This is a genomic window from Gemmatimonadota bacterium (genome assembly GCA_016704275.1).
GTDB lineage: Bacteria > Gemmatimonadota > Gemmatimonadetes > Gemmatimonadales > GWC2-71-9 > Palsa-1233.
In genome coordinates this window covers 298,907-319,237 of the sequence record JADJAK010000005.1, presented here as the reverse complement: position 1 = coordinate 319,237, position 20,331 = coordinate 298,907, and the positions used below count along the sequence as shown (strand labels likewise).

The window sequence follows — 20,331 nt, the reverse complement described above, 5'->3', positions numbered from 1 at the left end:
GGAGGAAAAGCCGGGGGAAGCCGGTCACCCCTTTTACGGGGGGGTCGCCCCAAAGGTTGATGCAAGAACGCCCCCTTGGGAAGGGGGCGTTCCACTGCGGGCGGCCGGCGTGCGGCTCAGCGCGGGTCGGTCAGACTCCGGAGCGTCATCGCCCGAGCCACCACTTCCTGCTGCCCGACACGGGGGAGGCCCATCTTGGCGTTCGGGTCCTTCATGTCAGGGCGCGCCGCCACCATGGCGCGATAGGCGGAGTCTGCAGTGGCGGACCAGGCGACCGTCAGCGAATCGCCATGCAGCGCCAGCACGGGATAGGCGGCGGCGGTTTCGCCATCACTCACGGTGTGTCGCGGCCCGAAGCCCGTCCCGCCGTCGGCTGACGCGCGGAGCAGAATCGCGGGGCGCCCGCTCTTGCCGTCGTCCCAGCCGACCACCACCGTCCCCCCCGCAGAGAGTGCGAGCTGGACGTGGGCGGGGGCCGACTGCTGCGCCGTGTCGATCGGGAGTGCGCGCCACGTGGCGCCGTGGTCAGCCGAGCGGGCATACCAGACGCCGGCCGCCCCGGGCTTGCCAGTCCACCAGGCAATGTGGACGACGCCGTCGTTCCCGACCCGCATCGAGGGGCCGGCATGCGGACAGCCGTCGAAGACCCAGCCATCATCCCGCGGCTTCACCGGCTCCGCCCAGGTGGCTCCGCCATCGCGCGAGGCGATCACGGCGATGTCGCGCACGTTGCCGTCGAAGATCTTGCGCCACGCGGCGTAGAGCGTGCCATCGGCGTCGAGTGCCAGCGCCGTCCGGCAGCACGGGCACGTCGGCGCCTCGTGAATTGCCCGAGCGGCGTCCCAGGTGCGCCCGCCATCCACCGAGGACCGCAGCCAAACCGCCGACGCGCCGCGCACATTGCTCAGCCACGCGGCATAGACGCGCCCATCGGGACCCGCGAGCAAGGAGTGGAAATTGTGCGACCCGAAGGCCTCGCCCTCATTCACCGAAAGCGGAACGCTCCACGTGGCCCCGGCGTCGTCGCTCCGCGCGAACCGGAGCGCGCTCTTCGGGAAGCGACCCTCGCCCTCCTTGCCGACCGTGTAGAGTGCGTAGACCACACCCGCCCCTCCGGAGGCGACGACCGGTGGCGCTTCCCCGTGGGGTTCGATCCCGCCCAGCGAATCCACCAGCGAGGAGGTGATCACGCCGCGAGGGCCCTCGCTGCGCAGATGCAAGACGCCTTCACTCCCGCCTCCCTCCGCCGCGACCCAGGAGAGCAGCTTTGTCCCGTCGTCGGCGACCGCGAACATCGGGGTCGCCCCGTTGGCCGTGGCCGCCGAGACGACCACCGGGGGCGGTGCGTCCAGCGACTGCGCGCGCTCGCCGCCCGCGCAGCCGGTCGCCGCGAGGAGCAACAGCAGGCCCCGCCCCCGGCCGCTCATCGCTGCCCCAACGCGTGCAGCGTCACGCCCGCGGCGAGATAGCGGCCAGCGCCCGCCGAATAGAAGCGGCCATTGGCGGCGTTCAGGGTGGTGTTCGCGATGTAGCGCGCATCGAAGAGATTCTCGACATTCACGAAGAGCGTCTGCCCGTTCAGCTTCCAGGTGGCGCTCACGTGGACCAATCCCCAGCTGTCCACTTGTCCGAACGGCACCTGCGCAATCGCGGGGTTCGGTCCGAAGCCGCGGACATACAGCGTCCCGGATTCGGTATTGGCGTTGTCGACGAAGAGCCGGCTCTGCCACTCGCCGGTCAGCCCAAGCTGCACCCCGGCCACGGGACGCATCCGCAACTCGGCGGCGAAACGGTGCCGCGGCACGCCGGGAAGCGCCTTCCCTGCGAAGTCCGTCACCACCGGCTGGCCATTCGAACCGGTCACCGTTCCCGAGAAGTCCCGCAGCAGGAAATCGGAGTAGGTGTAGGACGCGCCGAGGTCGATGGCATTCGAGAGGTAGCCGGTGGCCGCGAGCTCGACGCCGGTGTGTCGGGAGCGCCCGGCGTTGTCGTAGACGGTGACGCTCTGGTTGGTGCCGGCAACGACCGTGTTGCGCGGGAGGATCTCGCCGGTGATCTCCTGGCGGTAGATCGACGCATCGACGAAGAGGCGACGGCCGACCAGCGACTTCACGCCAACCTCGTAGTTCCAGAGTCGCTTCGGACCGAGATCCGGATTGAAGCCGGCAGCCGGGTCGGCCGTGGCCGTGATCTCGCCGAGCGTGGGCACATCGAAGCCGCGCGCCACCGAGGCGTACATCGAGGCCTCGCCCCCGAGGCGGTAGGAGAGCGTTCCCTTTGGCGAGACCTGGGTGAAATGCGGTGCGGCCGACTTCGCTGGCGCGAGGTAGTCCGTGACCCCGTATTCCACCCGATCCCAGCGCCCGCCGAGCGTGAACGAGACCGCCGGGGCGATCCGCCCCTCGAGCTGGCCGAAGGCGCCGAGATTGGGCACCTCATTGCGCTGCCCGACGGTCTGCGCGCCCCGGCTTCCGGCAACGTTCGCGAAGCGATCCGACGAGCCATACAGCACGTCGTAGTCGGCGCCCGTCGTGAGCCGCCAGCCCAGGTCCGGAGTGGAGAGCGGCACGGCGATGCGCGCGCCCGCCTGCGCCCGATGCAGGTTCTGGTCGATCACCTGGAAGATCGGGTGGTCGAGTTCACGCCCGCCGTAGAAGCCGTAGGCTGCGACCGTGGCGTCACGCCCGCCGATCGTCACGCCCTGGTCCACCTTGAGCCCCGCGCGCCACCGCACATCGCGGCGGCCGTACTTGTTGGTGACCGTCGCCGGCTCGGCGGCGAACGGCGTCGTCGCGAACTCGTTCTTGGTGAGCGCCCCGGGGATCGTCATGTCGAGATCCGACGTGCTGGCCTCGAGCGTCACGCGGGTGCGCGCGGCCGCCTGCCAATCACCACGCAGATTGAGCCGCTTCATCAGGTTCGTGTTGTTGATGCGGAAGCCATCGCTTTCGGTCCAGGTCCCGGAGAGGTACCCGCCGAGCCTGTCATCCTTGGTTGCTGCGCCGACGGTTCCATCGTACTTGCGGAAGCCGAAGGAGCCCCCGCTCGCGCGTACCGTGACGCCGCGCGCTTCCTCGGGCGACCGCGAGATCACGTTGACCACGCCGCCCGCCGCCGTCCCGCCGTACAGCGCGGAGGCCGGCCCGCGGACCACCTCGGCCTGACGTGCCGTGGCGAGTTCGATGATGTCGAGCCGAGTCTGGCCATCGGGTTCGGTGACCGGGACGCCATCAACCACGACCGCCACGCCGCGCACCCCGAAGGTGGTGCGCACGCCGAACCACGAATCGAGAGGTTGACGTCATCGAGGCCGAAGCCGGGAGGTGGCCTGCACGCCCGGCGTCAGTCGCAACACCTCGTGGAGTCCGGCGGTCCGCCCGGACTGGATAGTGGTCTCGTCGGCGACACTCACGGCCACGGGGACTTCCGCCAACGAGCGACGGTCGCGGGTGGCGCTGACCACAATCGGGGTCAGCGTCGTCGCGGCTTCGGCCATGGTGACATCCAGCTGCACCGTGGTCGCGGCCACCACCGTGGTGGCGCGCTTCACCGGGCGGTACCCGGTACGCCGGGCCGGGACCGCGGCCGGTCCGACGGGCAGCTGCTCCAACCGCCACCGGCCGGCTCCGTCAGTGGTGGCCGCGCGGTTGCGCACGGAAACCTGGACGTCGGCGATCGGGCGCGCGGTCGCGCTGTCGCGAACGACACCGGCGAGCCCGCCGGTGGATTGGGCCGCGACCGGGGCGGCTGTTGCCACCGCCAGCAGGGCGATCAGGGAATTCAGGGGGAAACGCATCACGCAACTCCTCTCAAGTGGCGCACCGGGGCGCGGCGCACCAACACGCACAACGTGAAGGCACCCGCCCCCCGGATGGGGGCAGGTGTCGGGACACGATGGGGCGGAAACGCCCCCCTAAGCGCTGGGAGGTGCGGTGGTTGGGGGGAGTCGATCCACCGGCCGCGCGGGCACGGTGGATTCAATCGCCGGCCAGCTGGCGCGCACTGCCGGCTGCGCCTCAGTGGCGACGACGACAATCTGCGCCTGCGGCGCGGCGACGAGCGCGGGCGTGTGACAGCTGCCGAGGCAGTCGCACGTCCCTGGGGAGTGGTCGTGTCCGTCCGCCGGCGGCGTCTCGCCGGGGCAGCGGCGTGCGAGGTCTGATGCGCGTGCGGATGCCCGGCCATCTCCACCGCCGCCCCACCCTGTTCCGGGAGCAGCGGCCGGCGCAAAGACGGCCGCCGGGCAGGGATGCAGGCGCGCCAGCAGCTGCCCCCCGACACCGGGTGAGAGCAGGAGCAGCAGAGCGGAAAGTCCGCGGAGGGGGCCGCGCGTCGTGATCACGCCGGGGAAACTAATTCCGTGTCGGTCGGTCGGGGATGGGCGGGTGGTCGACGGCTGATCCGGGCCGCGAGCAGGCCGATCAGGACGAGCGCAAACGCGATCGGGGTCGAGGTGTCCAGCTTCACGAGCCAGAGGTAGTGCAAGACCCCGAGCACCGCCGCGATGTAGACCGCCTTGTGCAGCGTGTTCCAGCGCTTGCCGAGGCGACGAATCGCCCAGGCGCTGGAGGTGAGCGCCAGCGCGAGGAGGATGAGGAAGGCGGAGAAACCGACCGTGATGTAGGGGCGCTTGAGAATGTCGTAGTAGATCTCGCCCCAGAGCAGCGACTGGTCGAACACCAGGTAGCAGCCCATGTGCGCCACTGCATAGGCGAAGGCCCAGAGTCCGATCGGTTTGCGGAGCCGGACCAGGGGATTGATCCCGGTGACCTTTCGGAGGGGTGTGACGGCGAGCGAGAGCAGCAACAGGACGAGGGTCGTCGTTCCCGTGAAATGCTCCAGCTTCTCGGCGGGGTTGGCGCCAAGATCAATGGCGGTGATCCCGAGGAGGCCGAGGCCCAGGTAGATCCCGGGGCCGAGGCCACCGATGATCACGGCCGGGCGGACGACCCGGCCGATCCACTGCGAGGCGGTCATCCGCTCAGTAGAGCTTGCGGGGATCCATCCCGGCATACATCGACGCCACCTGCGCGGCGTAGCCGTTGAACGGCAGCGTCGGTTGCCTGAGGAACTCACCGATCCGCCGCTCGCGCGCCTGACTCCAGCGCGGGTGGTCGACCGCGGGATTCACGTTGGCGAAGAAGCCGTACTCGTCGGGCGCCAGCAGCTGCCAGCTGTTGCGGGGTTGCTGCTCCACGAAGCGGATCTTGACGATCGACTTGCCGCCCTTGAAGCCGTACTTCCACGGCACCACGAGCCGGAGCGGGGCGCCGTTCTGGTTCATCAACGACTTGCCGTAGATGCCGGTGGCGAGGAGCGTCAGCGGGTTGCGCGCTTCGTCGAGCCGCAGTCCTTCGACATAGGGCCACGGCATGATGTCGCTCTTCTGCAACGGCATCTGCGTGGTGTCATAGAGCGTGTGGAATTCGACGTACTTCGCCTTCGGCCCCGGCTCGAGCTTGGCGATGAGGTCCTTGAGCTGGATCCCGTTCCAGGGAATGACCATCGACCATGCTTCGACGCAGCGATGGCGATAGGTACGGTCCACGACGGGAATTCCCTTCAGCAGGACATCGAGGTCGTAGGTCCCGGGCTTCTTGACATCGCCCTCGACCACGACGGACCACGGACGAGGACGCAGGGTGTGCGCGTTCTCGGCCGGATCTTCCTTCCCGGTCCCGAACTCGTAGAAGTTGTTGTAGGTGGTGATGTCCTTGTACGAGGTCGGCTTGAGATCCCCGCCCTGCTGCCACCGACGGCCCAGCGCCGCCACGTGACCGGGGGTGATCGCCACGGCCGCGAGTCCGACTGAGGCCAACCACTCCCGTCGGGAGAGGTAGAGCGATTCGTCGGTGATCTCGGCGGTGCGAATGTCGGGGGACGGCGGATCAGCACGGGCAGGGCTCCGGGGGAGGGGTTCACAGATCCTACGCCCGAGAGGCGACTTCGGTTCCCACAGCGGACAGGGAGGGATTCGAACCCTCGAGACGGCGTAAACCGCCTAAACGCGTTCCAGGCGTTCCTCTTCAACCACTCGAGCACCTGTCCAGGCGCAGGCAACGGCCCTGCGCGGGGCGGAAAGTAGCCGGGGGACGGCACTTGAGCCAACCGGGCCGCCCCCCGAGGATACCTAGTGGCCGCCCGCCGCTGCCGGACCAGGGTTGCCGACGCGGAGCATCCCGACCGCTCCCTTGGTGGCATCGGCGAACGCGTGGCTGACGAATGGGTAGATCCCCGGTTCCGTCAGTCGCGCCTCGAAGATCACCCCACCACCGACCGGGACGTTGAAGGTCTGCACACCTTCCAGCGGCAGGCCAAAGCCGCCGACACGCACCCGATCGAAGATCCCGCCGACCACGTGGAAGGCCGAGCCGCGATTCGGACCGGCGTTCACCACGTAGAAGCGGACCAGCTCGCCTGGCGCGACGGCCAGCGGGTGGGCGGCGTACTGTCCCGCGACACCGTTGAAGACCACGTGGTCGGGCGTCAGGTCGAGCAGCTGCCCCCAGTCGAGTGCATGCAACGAGTCCGGTCCCGTTGCGGGAGTCAAGTAGAACTCACTCTGCACGAGGACGAACTCGCGTGCGGCAGGCAGCGGCCGAGCGGGGTCCACCACGATCGCGCCGTACATCCCGTTGGCGATATGCGCCGCCACCGGTGCCGTGCCGCAGTGGTACATGAAGGCGCCAGGCACACGGGCCACAAACTGGAAGGTGAGAGAATCTCCAGGATTCACGTTCACGTACGCCCGGCTGGGTGCGATCTCGGCGGCGTGGAAGTCCATCGAGTGCGGAATTGGCGCACGATTCACGATGGTGAAATCCACGGTGTCACCAACCGTGACGCGGACCACTGGCCCCGGCACCACCGAGTCGAAAGCCCAACCGTCGTAGACGACGCCGGGGGCAATCACGTGGCGCATGTGCGAGGTGGTCATCCGCACGGCGTGTCGGCGCGCCGTGCTCCGCGGCGGGGCGTCAGCGGCGCGGTGCAACGGGACGGCCGGGTCGTTCACCTTCGCCTCGCCGTGCGACATGGGCGCCGGGGAAGCGCCGGTCGGTGCGGTCCGCGAATCCGTCGGTGGAGTTTCGGCCGGTCGCTCAGCGGTCTTGCCGCCGCATCCAGCGAGGAGCAAGGCGAGCAGCAGTGTGCGCGAAGGCATGGTGGGCTCCGGGTGGGGGGAGAACGGAAGGTAACGCGATGCATCGGCTGGCCCAGTGAGGAAGAATGCGATACCCTTCCCCTCATTCCAACGATGGACCCTCTTCCCTCCGCTCCCGGGACCCCGATGCGTCGCCGCCCTTCCCTGCTCCCGCTGATTGCATTCCTTGCCGCCTGCGCCGGCCATTCGACCACGCCGGGCGTCGCGCAGGCTCCGCGCAACGTGGCCGTGATCCCGCCGGCCCATCCTGGCTGCACGCCGCTGCCGGCGCTCGACTCGGTCGGCCTGCTGCGCGACGTCTTCCGGCTCGCGGCCGATTCGATGCGCGGCCGCGCGCTGGGCTCCCTCGAAGGGGCCAAGGCCCGGGACTATCTCGCCTCGCGCTTCGACGCGCTGGGCATCGCGACGCTGCCCCCGGGGCGGTTGCACCGAGTGCCCGTGATCGCCGCGCCGCGCAACAACAACATCGACCATGCGTTCAATGTTGTTGGCGTGATCCGCGGCACGGCGTTTCCGGACCAGTACATCGTCGTGACCGCCCACTACGATCATGTCGGCATGGGGCGCGCCATCGACGGGGACTCGCTCTACAACGGCGCCGATGACAATGCCTCCGGGGCCGCCGGGCTGGTCGCGCTCGCGGCACACTTTCGGAAGTCTCCACCGAAGCACTCGATCGTGCTGGCCGCGGTCGACGGCGAAGAGCGCGGCATGCCCGGGAGCCGCGGCTTCGTCGATGCCCCGACAGTGCCGCTGGAGAAGATCCTCGTGAACGTGAACATGGACATGGTGGGTCGCAACGCGAAGGGCGAGGTCTACGCCTCCGGCCCGGGCAAGTACCCGCAGCTGCTGCCGCTGGTGAAGGCGACCGCTGCCTGCTCACCAGTCACCACGCTGATCGGTCACGACACGCCAGCGGCCGGTCCGGGCAACGACTGGACGAATCAGTCCGACCAGGGATCGTTCCACCGGAAGGGGATTCCGTTCGTCTACTTCGGCGTCGAGGATCACCCCGACTATCACAAGCCGAGCGACACGCCGGAGCGACTGATGCCGGGGTTCTATGTCGGCGTGATCCGCACCGTCGCGGATTTCATTCGTCGCTTCGACGAGGCGCGCCGGTGGCGCGGGTGGCGACGACCCCGTGAGCTGATTCGGTGGCGCGCTGCGCATGATGGGGAGAGCCCTTCTCTCCCCATCAGGAGTCGACCCCATGCGCTGCATTCGCTTCCCTCTGGCCATCGCGCTGCTCGCCGCCCTGAGCGCCTGCGGCGGTGGCTCCGAGCCCACCACCCCACCTGCCACCACCGGCAGCCTCACCGTCCAGGTGGTGGGGCTGACCGGAGGCGGCACCCCGTCGCTGCAGGTCACCGGTCCCAGCGGATTCGCCACCACCTTGACGTCGGCGCAGACGCTGACCGGCCTCGCGCCGGGCAGTTACACCGTCACCGCCCCCGCGGTGGCGGGGACACTCTACGCGTTCAGCGGCCCCGCCACCGCCCCGACCGCCCAAGTCACGGCAGGCGCCACCGCGAGCGTCACGGTCACCTACACGGCCTCCTCCGGCGCGCTCAACCTCGTCATCGAGGGACTGCCGGGCGGCGTCCTTCCGACCGTGCAGCTCACCGGCCCCGGCGGCTTCACGCAGAACCTCACCGCCTCGGCAACCCTCCCCAACCTGGTCCCGGGGAGCTACACGATCACTGCGCCGTTGACCGCCGATCTCGGTGTCGGCTACATGGCCGTCAGTGGACCGACCGAGGTCAGCGCCGGCGCGACGGCGACCCGCACCCTCACCTATTCACTGGCGGTGAATGCGCGGATCAGCACGGACCGCACCGATGACTCGGGGCTGCCGCAGGTCAAGTTCCTCTACGCCCTTCCCTCGGATGCGGCCGATCGTGGCTTCGACACCGATCGCACCATTCACCGGACGGTCTCGTCGTGGCAGCGGTGGTTTGCCGGCCAGGCGAATGGCCGGCGTTTCCGCTTCGACACCTTCCAGGGCGCACTCGATATCGCCTTCGTTCGGCTGGCCCGCACCGAGGCACAGTACGCCGGCTACGGCATCACCATGCGCGATTCGCTGGAGAAGGACCTCGCCGCGCTCGGCTTCAACAGCGCCACCAAGGCGTATGCGGTGTACTTCGATGGCGTCAACACGACCGCGTGCGGCAGTGCGCCGCGTCCCCCGGCGCTGCCGGGGCGGATCGCCGGCCTCTACCTGAAGGGCACGCCGCCGGGGGCCGCGGGCTGCGCGACCAATGCCTTCGCCACCTCGCCCACCGCAGCCCCGGGGTACCTCGAGTTCGTCATGGTGCACGAGATCCTCCACATCCTCGGCGTCGTCGATGCCGCCGCGCCGAACCACGCCTTCGATGGCCATGTCGGCAACGACCCGCGCGACTTGATGTACGCCGGGGTTCAGCCGTGGGCACCCTCGCTGCTCGACGCCACGCGCACCAACTACTTCAACACGACCTCGCTGGGCGGGTTGATCAACCTCGCCCTGTCGCCCTACCTGGTCGTGCCCTGATCCGTTGAACCGCATGCGCCCGGAGGGAGCCGCCGACGTCGGCGCCCCTCCGGGCTTGTGTTGTTCGCGACCGGGGAGGCAACTTCGGGGTTCCCCACACAGTGCACCCCACCCTGCCCGAGGCGCCCGCATGCGCTCTTTCCGTTCCGTGACCTTCGCCGCCGGCCTCTCCCTGGCCGTCGCCCTCCCCGTCGCCGCGCAGGAGGTCACCGCGGCCGACTATGCCCGTGCCGAGCGCTTCCTGGCCGCCGCGACCACCCCGCTGGTGACTGGTGGCGCCGGTCGCGCCACCTGGCTGAGCGGTGACCGGTTCTGGTACCGCAAGGCGACCGGCACCAAGGGGGAGTTTTTCCTGGTGACGCCCGCCTCGAAGAAGGCGGTGCCGCTGTTCGACCATGCCGCCGTGGCGGCCCAGCTGAGCAGCGTCACCAAGACGACGATCTCGGCCGACGCCCTCCCGTTCCAGACCCTCGACCTGTCGGCCGACGAGAAGACCGTCACGGTGGCGGCGGCCGGACGGCGTTGGGCGTGTGACCGCGCCGGGAAGGCATGTGCCGATGCCGGTGTCGCGACGGGTGGTGGCGCGGCGGGTGGCTTCGGCGGGCGCGGTGGTGGTGGCGGGCGCGGCGGCGCGGGCGGACTCAGCGTCACCTCGCCGGACAGCAGCAAGGCAGTCTTCATTCGCGACTGGAACCTCTGGGTCCGTGATGTCGCGAGCGGGAAGGAGACCGCGCTGACCACCGACGGCAAGCCGAACTATGGCTACGCCACCGACAATGCCGGCTGGAGCACCAGCGACCGAGCGGTGGTCCTCTGGTCACCGGACTCGAAGAAGATCGCGACCTTCCAGCAGGACCAGCGGAAGGTGAGCGACATGTACCTGGTCAGTGTGGTGGTCGGCCCGCCGCAGCTCCGGCGTGGAAGTACCCGCTCCCGGGCGACAGCGTGGTGACGATGATCGAGCGGGTGGTGATCGACGTGCCGAGCGCCACGGTCACGCGGCTGAAGATGGCCCCGGACCAGCACCGTTCGACCCTCGGTGACAATCTCTCGATGAACGACATGAAGTTCTCGCCCAACGGCAGTGAGTTGGCGTTTGCCTCAGTCTCGCGCGATCACAAGCAGGTGTGGGTGCGGCTGGCGAACACCACCACCGGCGCGGTCAAGGAGGTGATGCAGGAGACGTCGCCGACGCAGTTCGAATCGCGGAGCGGCTGGCGGGTCTGGTGGGCGACGCGGGAGATCCTCTGGTACTCGCAGCGCGAGGACTGGGCACGGCTGTACCTCTACAACCTCGACAACGGCCAGCTGAAGCGGACCGCCACGAACTGCGCCTGCAACGTGTCGGCGATCGTCCGCGAGGATGAGCCGACGCGCACCGTCTGGTTCACCGGGCTCGGCGGCGACCCGAAGGGCGATCCGTACTTCCGGCACCTCTATCGAGTGAACATCGACAAGGATCCGATCGTCGCGCTGACTCCCGAAGACTTCGAGCACGATGCGCAGCTCTCGCCGAGCGGCAAGTACGTCATTTCGACGCACTCCACCCCGGACACGCCACCGGTGACGGTGCTGCGCGACGCCACCGGCAGGATCCTGCAGGAGCTTGGCCGCACCGACGTCTCGAAGCTCACGGCCACCGGCTGGACGCCGCCGATGCGGATCACGATGAAGGGCCGCGACGGCACGACCGACATCTACGGCGTCCTCTTCCGGCCGAGCACCTTCGACCCGGCGAAGAAGTACCCGATCATCAACCAGATCTACCCCGGGCCGCAGACCGGCAGCATGGGATCGCGCGCCTTCTCGGCCGCCCGCGGTGACGCCGCCGCGCTCGCCGAGCTCGGCTTCGTCGTGGTGCAGATCGACGGCATGGGCACGCCGAACCGGAAGAAGTCGTTCATGGATGCCTACTACGGCAAGATGGGCGACAACACCCTGCCCGATCAGGTGGCGGGGATGAAGGAACTGGCCGCGCGTTTCCCGTGGATCGACCTCACGCGCGTCGGCATCTGGGGCCATTCGGGCGGCGGCTTCGCCACGGCCGACGCGATGTTCCGCTATCCGGACTTCTTCCATGTCGGCATCGCGGAATCGGGCAATCACGACAATCGCGTCTACGAGGACGACTGGGGCGAGCGCTATCAGGGGCTGCTGACGAAGAACGCCAACGGCACCGACAACTACACGGCCGAAGCGAACCAGACGCTCGTCAAGAACCTGAAGGGGAAGCTGCTGCTGGCGCACGGAACCAGCGACAACAACGTGCCGCCCAACAACACCTGGCTGGTCGTCGACGAGCTGATCAAGGCCAACAAGGACTTCGACCTGCTCATGTTCCCCAACGCCGGCCACGGCTTCGGCGCCGCCAGCAACTACATGATGCGGCGCCGGTGGGACTACTTCGTCACCCACCTGCTGCACGCCACCCCGCCGCGGGAGTATCAGATCGGCGCTGGCGGGCGCTGAGCCCTCGGCAGGGCCGCGCCGCTGAGGGGCCAGGATACACTGATCCCCGGGAGCCGATGACTGGCTGCCCGGGGATCGGTGTATTCAGCGCAACGTGCGGCTGTGCGACCCACCCTTCTCCGCGTCGACGGTCACCGTGAACGGCCCGCCGCCGCGGACGATCCACTTGACGGTCACCACCGAGTTGCCCGGGATGTTGCTCAACTCGAGGCGAGCCGGGGACTTGGGCTGTTCGATCGAGGCGCCGGTGTTCGGATTGATGACCCGGTAGCCCGTGAGCACGGTGCCCCCCGTCAGCGTGACGTAGTCTGGGCGCGAGATCCGATTCTCGACATCCTGCTGCGTGTGCGTCGGCACCAGACGACGGTTCGCCACGATGGCGGTGACCTCCGTGAGGCCGTTGCCGAGCGCGCGGGTGGTAATGGTGTCCACTTCGACCTGTGGCATCTGCCAGGCCTGATAGAGCGAGAACGCCATGTTGCGATGCGCTTCGGCCTGCATCAGGAAGCCGGGTTCGGTGCGACCGAAGTTCTTCTTCATCCCGCCGATCTCGACCATGCCATACTGCGGATGGTTGAAGCCCTTCCAGGGGACGAAGGCATCGCCGAACAGCAGCAGCCGGTCGAACTCGTAGTCGGTCCGGTCATACCGGTTGGTGCTGGTCTCCGCCTTCTCGAACAGCTTGAAGCTGGTCCAGAGTTCGTTGGAAAAGGTCACGACGCCCCGGGCCCCATAGAACCAGTCAAGCTCGCCGCCCCAGACGATGTAGAGATCCTTCCAGACGATCATGTAGCGATAGCCCGGGAGAATGCGCTCGCCGGTCCGCCCGATCTGGTCGAAGACGGCCACGTCCTGCGGGCGGAACTCGTCCTGCGGCGACCCCGGCCCGCGGAGGATCATCCCGCCGTTGTTGTGGTAGCTCTGCGCGCCGGCAATGTTCGGATGCGCCAGTGCGAACTCGATCACGGCACGGGTCTCCGGGAGCGAGGTCGGATAGAAGTCCGCGCCGCCCTGCACGTACTGCGGCTGCCAGCGCCACGGCCAGTTGCGGTTCGGGTCATACCCGCCGACCGCGTCCTCGTTGATCTGCCCGTCGCCGTCGTTGTCGAGCCCTTCGCCACCGAGCAGGTCCCATTGGCCACGCTGCCCGGGCAGCACCGGGATCAGGATGCGCGGGTCTTCGGGGCTCTCGATGAAGCGACCGTTCGGGTTGCGCCGCCGCATCTGGGTGATGTGGCCGTCGCCGTCGAGGTCGTCGAGCTGGTCCTCATCCACCTTGCCGTCGCCGTCGTTGTCGCGCGGCACCAACCCGGTGCGCGGCGAGGAGGCGGTGTTGGCCTGCTTGATGAAGTGCTCGCGACCGTCGGGGTTGATGGTCGGGACGATGTAGAGCGTCCGCGTCGCCAGCAGTGAATCGACCCAGGCGTTCTGGCCCTGCATCTCGCAGAGATACCAGGCCGTGTAGAGCGAGAACTCGGTGCCCTGGACTTCGTTCGAGTGGATGTTGCCGTCGATGTACATCGCCGGCTTCTTGTCGGGGTCGCCCTTGGTGAAGTCGGTCACCGTCAGCAGCCACATCTCGCGGCCCTGGAAGCTCTTGCCGATCGAGGAGAGGCGGCAGGTATTCGGGTGGGCCGCTTGCAGCCGCCGGCCGATTTCGCCGATGGCGGCATGGTCGTAGAAGCGATCCCAGTTGAGGATCACCTTCGGTGCCTTGGGAGAACCGGCTGCGGCGAGTGAGCCGAGCGCGGCGGGAGCCTGTTGCGCAGAGGCCGGCGCGGCCACCACGACGAGCAACGCCAGCGTGGCGAGGGAACGCGTGAGCATCGTCGGCCTCACCGAAGGGAGATGGTCTGGGTGGCACTGCCGCTGACCGGCGACCCGACCGTCAGCTGCAGCGTGGTGCCGCGAGGGGCGGCGATGGTCCACTCGAGCGTGGTGGTACGCCCGGCGCCCTCGAGGGCACCGAGCAGCTGCACCGCGTTGCCGCTCAGGATGGTCATCCCCTGCCCCGTCAGGTCGACGCGCACGCCGCGCGGATTGCGCATCCGCGCGCCGAGCGCCGTGGTGGTCGGGAGGGCGCCGTCGTTGGCGACCTCCACCGCAACGCGCCAGACCCCGTCACCCACGGCCTCCACGCGCGCTGCGCGCAACGCCACCCGTGGCAGCATCCCGGCGAGTTCGCGAACGAACCGTTCCTGCCGCGCCAGCGTCGAGTCGAGCTGGGCGCCGGCCGGTGGATTGAGGAGGGCGCCCGGCTTCCAGCCGCCCACTTCGACCACGCCGCGTTCGCCCGGCAGGGTCACCGTCGTCCACGGCACGTAGGCGCTGATGCCCTGGGAGTCGAACCAGCGGAGGGCGTTGCGATCGTCGCTGTTGCCATCCGTCGCGGCGGCCCGGGCTGACGTGTCCCGCGGCGCATCGGGCACCCACCAGCCGCGCGACCCGACTGCCCACTTCCCGAAGACGTAGTAGAGCGAGCTGAGCAGATCGCCCGCGCTTGGTGCCGACGCCGGCCCCTTGGTGAGTCCGGTGCTGCGCTGGAAGCGACGCCCCAGTTCGGCGAAGGTCGCCTGATCGGCGCGGAGAATGGAGTTCAACTGACCACCGGCGCTGGTCCCCTCGGGGGCACGCACGCCAGCCTCGTTGGCGATCCCCATCGACGGGCGATTCTCCCAGGGCCGCAGCAGGTTCTCCTGCGGGCCGAGCACATACACGGCGGCAATCTCCTGATGCGCGACGAGGAACTCGGCCAGGCCGCGGGCCTCGGGCGCCGACATGGAGTGCAGCCCGGCGTTCGCGCCGTGATGCAGATAGTTGTACGGGAAGTTGCGATTGACGTCGGTACCGCCCGGCGCGTCCTCATTGAGGCGCCCGTCACCGTCGTCGTCCTTTCCCTCGATGCCCAGCAGGCGGAAGCGGCCCACCTCGCCCTTCGCGGGATCGGCGCGCCGCATCAACAGGGGCTGGGTCTCGTCGACCAGCCACTCGCCGTTCGGGTCCGCCACCCGCATCACGGTGATCACGCCGTCACCATTCACGTCGTCCGGCGCGTCTTCGTCGATGCGCTGATCACGGTCGTCATCGTAGGCGAGACCGTTGCCGACCCGCTCGGTGAGCGGCCGGGCGAACGACGCCTCGGCGGCGTCCGGATTGAGCCGGGGGACGAACCAGATCGTGGTGCGGTCGAGCAGCGCCGTGACGGCCGCGTCCCGACCGTACGCGGCGAGGAGTCGCTCAGCCGTGGCCACGGCGATCTCGGAGCCCACCAGATGCGAGCCTGCGGCATTCGCCACAACCAGCAGCGCGGGCCGGGTCGCCACGTCGGCACCCGCGCCGATCCGCAGCGCCTGCACGGCGCGGCCGCCCGGGGAGGTGGCGAGCACCGTCACCTCGGCACGACCACGATGCGTGGTCACGAGAGTCTGGAGAGACGAGGAGAGCGCCTGATGCGTGCGCCACTGCGCAGGCATGGGGGCGACAAGCACGACGGCAAGGGCCGTCGCAAGGACTGCGCGCATGGACACCTCTGGGAGGCAGGGCACTGCGGGAGTGAACCCGCGAAGTCTAACCCGCGCCTCCCGGAGGTCGCTAGCCGATGACCTGCAGCGTGGTGCTGGTGCGCCCGGAGCGGATGAAGAGCTTGGCGTGGAGGATCGAGGTGGCCGCGTCCCAGTAGTACCGGTCGCCCGAGCCGTTCACCACCTCGGCGAGCGAGGCGGCGGCCGGTAGCGGGGTGCTGGTCCCGAAGTCGCGCACCACCGAGAACGGAATCCCGGCCTGGTACGGAATGGCCACCTGAATCCAGTCGCCTACGTCGCCGCGCTGCAGCGTGAGCTTCAACCGCCTCGGAATGGCGGTGACCCAGGCCAACTCGAAGCGTCGGCCCATCGGCACCGACATCCGCACCGTCTTGAGATTGCCGGGGACGCCAACCAGCGAGACGGTGGCGGCATCGTCACGCCGCAGCGACATCGGCGCGACGGGTTCATTCCCCTCGCTGTCGATGTTGAGGCCGAGGAAGCGGTTGGCACACTGCCAGGCGTTCCACTCGACGCGCTTGACGCAGCCTGGGGAGACGAGCAGCGGGACGTCGGCAATGACGGTCATCCCCGGTGTGCCGGTGAGGCCGCCATCGATATCGCGGAAGAGCGCGGACTTATCGCCGTCCTTGTCGGCCTGGGCCGGCTCAAGGTACGCACCGTTGGCATTCACCAAGCGGAGCGCCGTCCCGAAGTTCAACTGCGAGATCGGGAAGCCATTGCGGCGATTGTAGCCGAGTGCGCTCGCCGGTCGCGTCGGCGTGGTGACGAAGTTGGCGAAGGTGACGTTGGTCGCGCCCACCGTGCCGTCGTAGAACTCGTAGCCCCGGATCGGGAAACTGGCGTTCGGCGAGGGCGTGACGTTGCCGGACTCGCCGACCACCAGCGAATTCTCGAAGAAGGTCTCCGACGAGGCGAACGTCGCCCCGATCAGATTGTCGGCGAGGACGGCGTTGTCGAGGCGCTGCGACGAGCCACGCAGCCAGACGGCCCGCGAGGTGTGCTTCCACGCGGAGAAGTTCCGGAAGGTCGCCACCACGGGTGCCCCGTTGCTCACCGCGCCGGCGCGCGGGTTGAACGAGGTTGTCTCCGTCGTGCCGTCCGGCTTCGGTCCATCGTCGACGTTGAGGCCAGGGCGGCGGTTCGAGTGCGCCACGTTGTCACTGAATTCGGCGAGCGGCGTGTTGCGGGGCCGATCGGGCTGCCCCGTGGAGAAACCGGTGGGAGCCGCCGGCAGCGCGTACCAGAAGCCGAAGCCGACCGAGCCGGCCGCGACATTCCGCCGGACGGTGTTGTCGGGGTTCGTCAGCCAGAAGGTGGCCGGGTTCGCATCCGAGGCGAGGATGCGGACGTTCGCCGCCGGCGTGCGCGCCGAGAGTCCGAGGTTCCCCTCGATCGTGTTGCCGGTCTCGGCGCCGTCCTCGAGGAAGTAACCGTGCCCGAGGTGGTCGTAGCAGACGTTGCGCTGGGCCACCGCGCGATCGGTGCCGTGGATGGTCAGGCAGCGATTGAAGGTGTGCCAGATGGCCACGTCGCGGATGTACTGCCCGGTGACGTCGCCTGCCATGTGCCAGTGCAACGGATAGTGGCCCACCAGGCCGCTCTGCCCCATCGAGGTGAAGCTGGCGCCCTCGATGCGCGCGGTGCCGCCTGAGAAGATGATCAAGTGGCCACCGAACCCGTTGCTCGAGCTCGAGTCACCCTGCACCGTGATGTTGCGGGTCAGCAGGCCCACTTCGGCCCGCTCATCGACGCTCCGCCCGGCGACCTGCTGCACCGTGCCCCAGTGCTCGTGCCGAAGCGCGCGGTCCAGCGTCACGCTCGTCGGCGTGGCAGCCGTCACCACCGCCTCTTCGGCCTCGGCGGGATCGAAGTCGGTCGACGCCACCACGACCCGGTCACCGATCCGCCAATTCGTGGGCTCGAGGAGCGAGAGGGTGGTCGCGCCCGGAGGCGCGGTCGCTGCCAATCGGGTCCAGCCGAGGCGCTGCTCGCCGTGGATATCGAGCGTGCCGCCGGGAAAGACCGCCAGCACCTTGCTGCCCAGTGCGGTAACCACGCCGTCGGGGACCCCGGTCAGCGTGAGGGTGAATCGCCTGGTGTAGGGCGCGGCCTCAGTACCGATCCGGAACGTGCCGCGGACGTGCACCTCGTGCGCGGTGAGTTGGATGTCTCGCCCAGGCGCCACCACCAATGCGCCGAGGATGGTGAGCCGATTGAGGCGCGGCGGGGAGACATCGAGTTCGACGGTGTCGCCGACGGGAATCGTGACATCCGCACCCGCGACCGGCATGAGGCCGGGGGCCCAGGTCAGCGAATCGGACCAGTGGCCGCGGGCCGCCGCGGGTGGTGGCGGGGGCAGCACGGGGGTCGTCGGCGTTTCCGGTTCCGGCGCGCACGCGAGCAGCAACGCCGGCAGCACGAACCACGGGGCGAGGCGCACAGGGACTCCGACATGGTGGGGGTTGTTCGCAGTATCGGTTGACCGGCCCGGGCGCGAAAGGGCTAGGCGATCACTCGCCGGATGAAGCCGCGGACCCCGAGTCGGGTGAGCCCCGCGCCGAGGAGCGCCAGCATCACCGCCGTGACGACCGGGGAGAGGTGCGGGACGTCCGGCGTGAGGGCGATCCGCAGCCCCTCGGTCATGTACACCAGCGGGTTGACCAGCACCACGGCTTGCAGCCACGGTATCGCGTGGAGCGCGGCCCACGGGTAGTAGACGCAGCCCAGGAAGGTCATTGGCGTCAGCACCACGGCGAACATCAATCCGATCTGCTGCGGCCGGATCGCGGTGCCGAGGAAGAGGCCGAGGGCGGCGGCGGTCCAGCTCGCCAGCAGCAGCATCGCGATCAACATCGGCCAGCTCGCGACCCGCACGTGCACTTCGGTCGCGGGGAGGACCAAGAGGATCGGGAAGATCGCCGCCCCGGCGAGGATGCCCTGGAAGGCACCGAAGGCCACCTTCGCCAACGGGACCGTGCCCAGTGGAATCGGGGCCAGCACGCGGTCCTCGATCTCCCGGGTTGCGCCGAGTTCCACGCTCAATGGCAACGCCACTGCGGAGATCGCCGTGAACATCATCGCGACGGCCACCAGCCCGGGGACCAGCACCGTCGCGAAGGAACCCGCCGCCGCAGCGGTCGGCATCGACTGGCCGCTCTTCGGCAACACGTAGGTGAAGACGAAGACGGTGAGCAGCGGATTGGCGACGACCCGGAGGATGAACGGGAAGAGCTCGCGCCGCAGCACGGCGAGGTCGCGCGACCAGAGGCCGAGGACCGACGCGAAGGTGCCGCCAGGTGTACTACTCACGGAGATCGCGTCCGGTCAGTCCGATGAAGACGGTCTCGAGCGACGGCTCGACCACCTTGAGGTCCGTCAAGCCGAAGGCCGCGACCGCGGCGACCACGCGAGGCACTCCCGCGCCGTCCGGCTCGACCAGTATCCGCAGCCCCGCGTCGGTGGGGTGGACTTCGCGCACCCCGGCCACCGCGGCCACCACGCGCTGCGCCTCGTCGCGCGATCCCGCAAAGTGGACATCGACCACGGCGTTGCCGCCAGCCTCCTGCTTCAACGAGGTTGGCGTCCCCTCGGCGAGGAGTCGACCATGGTCGACGACGGCGAGCCGATCGCAGAGCTGGTCGGCCTCCTCCATGTAGTGCGTGGTGAGCACCACCGTGATCCCTTCGGTGATCAGACCTCGCACCAGATCCCACAGGGCCAGGCGGCTTTGCGGATCGAGGCCGGCGGTGGGCTCGTCGAGGAAGAGGACACTGGGGCGGTGCGCGATCGCGCGGGCAAGCTGGACGCGCTGTGCGAGGCCACCCGAAAGTGTCATCGGCATGGCATCGGCACGATCGGCGATACGAAAGCGCTCCAACAGCTCGGCCGTCCGGCGCTTCGCCTCGGCATGCCCGACGCCGAAATAGCGGCAATGGAAGTAGATGTTCTGGGAGACACTGCAGGAGCGGTCCAGTGTCAGCGCCTGCGCGGCGACGCCGATGGCTCGGCGAACGGCCACGGCGTCATCGACGACCGAGCGGCCTGCGACGGTGGCGGTGCCGCCACTCGGGCGGACGCGGGTGGTGCAGATCCCGATCGTGGTGGTCTTCCCCGCGCCATTCGGGCCGAGGATGCCATAGATCGAGCCGGCAGGGACGTCGAGGGAGATGCCGTCGAGTGCTGGGGTCGTGGAACCGGGGTAGGTCTTTCGCAGCTCGACGAGCTGGACCGCGCTGGTCATCGAACGGGACGGCGGCGCATTCCCCAGACGCCGGCCCACACCATGCCGACCGCGACGAAGAGGACCCCGGGTGCAACCGGCGGGGCCGGCTGCACGATGTTGCAGAGGCCGGTCAGGATGCACGCCTCGGGAAGCGAGCCCTGCGTGGCGAGGAGCAGCGGAAGGACCATACCGAAGGATAGCACCCCGAGGGGAAAGCCGGAGGGGCGCCCCCGGGATTGGGAGCGCCCCTCGGGCGAATCGACGGACAGGGAGGGATTCGAACCCTCGAAACCGTTGCCGGTTTGCCGGTTTTCGAGACCGGTTCCTTCAACCACTCGGACACCTGTCCTGGATTCCGGTGCCGGAGGCACAGGAGCACGACAAAATGGCCGGAAGC

At 68.9% G+C, this 20,331-nt stretch carries 15 protein-coding genes, 2 tRNA genes and 1 pseudogene; 3 read left to right on the top strand and 15 right to left on the bottom strand.

Annotated features, from left to right (window positions below):
- Positions 1-116: 116 nt before the first annotated feature.
- The 8 genes from IPG05_12170 to IPG05_12135 form a co-directional block, all read right to left on the bottom strand.
- Positions 117-1,427 (bottom strand): exo-alpha-sialidase, encoded by a 1,311-nt coding sequence (locus tag IPG05_12170; protein ID MBK6495832.1) that lies wholly within the window; start codon positions 1,425-1,427, stop codon positions 117-119.
- Positions 1,424-3,274, bottom strand: a complete 1,851-nt coding sequence (locus IPG05_12165) for a TonB-dependent receptor (protein MBK6495831.1) — start codon at positions 3,272-3,274, stop codon at positions 1,424-1,426. The genes IPG05_12170 and IPG05_12165 overlap by 4 nt, the downstream gene beginning before the upstream one ends.
- A gap of 27 nt (positions 3,275-3,301) precedes the next feature.
- Complete coding sequence (locus tag IPG05_12160) at positions 3,302-3,796, bottom strand: carboxypeptidase regulatory-like domain-containing protein (GenBank protein ID MBK6495830.1); 495 nt, start codon at positions 3,794-3,796, stop codon at positions 3,302-3,304.
- Between the two features lie 117 nt (positions 3,797-3,913).
- Positions 3,914-4,342, bottom strand: coding sequence for a hypothetical protein (locus IPG05_12155; GenBank protein ID MBK6495829.1), 429 nt, complete (start codon positions 4,340-4,342; stop codon positions 3,914-3,916).
- A complete protein-coding gene (locus tag IPG05_12150; GenBank protein MBK6495828.1) occupies positions 4,339-4,977 on the bottom strand; it encodes a sulfoxide reductase heme-binding subunit YedZ in 639 nt (212 codons plus the stop codon). Before IPG05_12150 ends, IPG05_12155 begins: the two co-directional genes overlap by 4 nt.
- A gap of 4 nt (positions 4,978-4,981) precedes the next feature.
- Positions 4,982-5,926 carry a protein-methionine-sulfoxide reductase catalytic subunit MsrP gene (gene msrP / locus IPG05_12145; GenBank protein MBK6495827.1) on the bottom strand — a complete coding sequence of 315 codons (945 nt, stop codon included), beginning with the start codon at positions 5,924-5,926 and terminating at the stop codon, positions 4,982-4,984.
- 33 nt (positions 5,927-5,959) lie between these two features.
- Positions 5,960-6,048 (bottom strand) — tRNA-Ser (locus IPG05_12140).
- Between the two features lie 82 nt (positions 6,049-6,130).
- Positions 6,131-7,162, bottom strand: a complete 1,032-nt coding sequence (locus tag IPG05_12135) for a multicopper oxidase domain-containing protein (protein ID MBK6495826.1) — start codon at positions 7,160-7,162, stop codon at positions 6,131-6,133.
- Between the two features lie 126 nt (positions 7,163-7,288).
- On the opposite strand from IPG05_12135, the gene IPG05_12130 reads away from it, so the two are divergent.
- From IPG05_12130 to IPG05_12120, 3 genes and pseudogenes are all read left to right on the top strand, one after another.
- On the top strand, positions 7,289-9,007 hold the full coding sequence (locus IPG05_12130; protein MBK6495825.1) for a M28 family peptidase: 1,719 nt from the start codon (positions 7,289-7,291) through the stop codon (positions 9,005-9,007).
- On the top strand, positions 8,901-9,698 hold the full coding sequence (locus tag IPG05_12125; GenBank protein MBK6495824.1) for a hypothetical protein: 798 nt from the start codon (positions 8,901-8,903) through the stop codon (positions 9,696-9,698). Before IPG05_12130 ends, IPG05_12125 begins: the two co-directional genes overlap by 107 nt.
- A 130-nt stretch (positions 9,699-9,828) precedes the next feature.
- Positions 9,829-12,167, top strand: a pseudogene (locus IPG05_12120) (DPP IV N-terminal domain-containing protein).
- An 84-nt stretch (positions 12,168-12,251) separates the two neighbouring features.
- Here IPG05_12120 and IPG05_12115 read toward each other — a convergent pair.
- The 7 genes from IPG05_12115 to IPG05_12085 form a co-directional block, all read right to left on the bottom strand.
- Positions 12,252-13,994: a peptidase M14 gene (locus IPG05_12115; protein MBK6495823.1), complete on the bottom strand. Its 1,743-nt coding sequence runs from the start codon at positions 13,992-13,994 to the stop codon at positions 12,252-12,254.
- A gap of 8 nt (positions 13,995-14,002) precedes the next feature.
- On the bottom strand, positions 14,003-15,688 hold the full coding sequence (locus IPG05_12110; GenBank protein MBK6495822.1) for a hypothetical protein: 1,686 nt from the start codon (positions 15,686-15,688) through the stop codon (positions 14,003-14,005).
- Between the two features lie 70 nt (positions 15,689-15,758).
- Entirely contained in the window at positions 15,759-18,152 is a 2,394-nt protein-coding gene (locus tag IPG05_12105; protein MBK6495821.1) for a transmembrane domain-containing protein, read from the bottom strand.
- 62 nt (positions 18,153-18,214) lie between these two features.
- Positions 18,215-19,021, bottom strand: coding sequence for an ABC transporter permease (locus IPG05_12100; GenBank protein MBK6495820.1), 807 nt, complete (start codon positions 19,019-19,021; stop codon positions 18,215-18,217).
- Entirely contained in the window at positions 19,014-19,952 is a 939-nt protein-coding gene (locus tag IPG05_12095; GenBank protein MBK6495819.1) for an ABC transporter ATP-binding protein, read from the bottom strand. The genes IPG05_12100 and IPG05_12095 overlap by 8 nt, the downstream gene beginning before the upstream one ends.
- Entirely contained in the window at positions 19,949-20,122 is a 174-nt protein-coding gene (locus tag IPG05_12090; GenBank protein ID MBK6495818.1) for a hypothetical protein, read from the bottom strand. The genes IPG05_12095 and IPG05_12090 overlap by 4 nt, the downstream gene beginning before the upstream one ends.
- Before the next feature lie 74 nt (positions 20,123-20,196).
- A tRNA-Ser gene (locus tag IPG05_12085) sits at positions 20,197-20,283 on the bottom strand.
- Between the last annotated feature and the right edge of the window lie 48 nt (positions 20,284-20,331).

Bases quoted from the DNA above. Each gene is read 5' to 3' on its own strand.
- IPG05_12170 (MBK6495832.1), bottom strand. From the start codon at position 1,427: ATGAGCGGCCGGGGGCGGGGCCTGCTGTTGCTCCTCGCGGCGACCGGC.
- IPG05_12160 (MBK6495830.1), bottom strand. From the start codon at position 3,796: ATGCGTTTCCCCCTGAATTCCCTGATCGCCCTGCTGGCGGTGGCAACA.
- IPG05_12150 (MBK6495828.1), bottom strand. From the start codon at position 4,977: ATGACCGCCTCGCAGTGGATCGGCCGGGTCGTCCGCCCGGCCGTGATC.
- IPG05_12135 (MBK6495826.1), bottom strand. From the start codon at position 7,162: ATGCCTTCGCGCACACTGCTGCTCGCCTTGCTCCTCGCTGGATGCGGC.
- IPG05_12130 (MBK6495825.1), top strand. From the start codon at position 7,289: ATGCGTCGCCGCCCTTCCCTGCTCCCGCTGATTGCATTCCTTGCCGCC.
- IPG05_12125 (MBK6495824.1), top strand. From the start codon at position 8,901: ATGGCCGTCAGTGGACCGACCGAGGTCAGCGCCGGCGCGACGGCGACC.
- IPG05_12115 (MBK6495823.1), bottom strand. From the start codon at position 13,994: ATGCTCACGCGTTCCCTCGCCACGCTGGCGTTGCTCGTCGTGGTGGCC.
- IPG05_12110 (MBK6495822.1), bottom strand. From the start codon at position 15,688: ATGCGCGCAGTCCTTGCGACGGCCCTTGCCGTCGTGCTTGTCGCCCCC.
- IPG05_12095 (MBK6495819.1), bottom strand. From the start codon at position 19,952: ATGACCAGCGCGGTCCAGCTCGTCGAGCTGCGAAAGACCTACCCCGGT.
- IPG05_12090 (MBK6495818.1), bottom strand. From the start codon at position 20,122: ATGGTCCTTCCGCTGCTCCTCGCCACGCAGGGCTCGCTTCCCGAGGCG.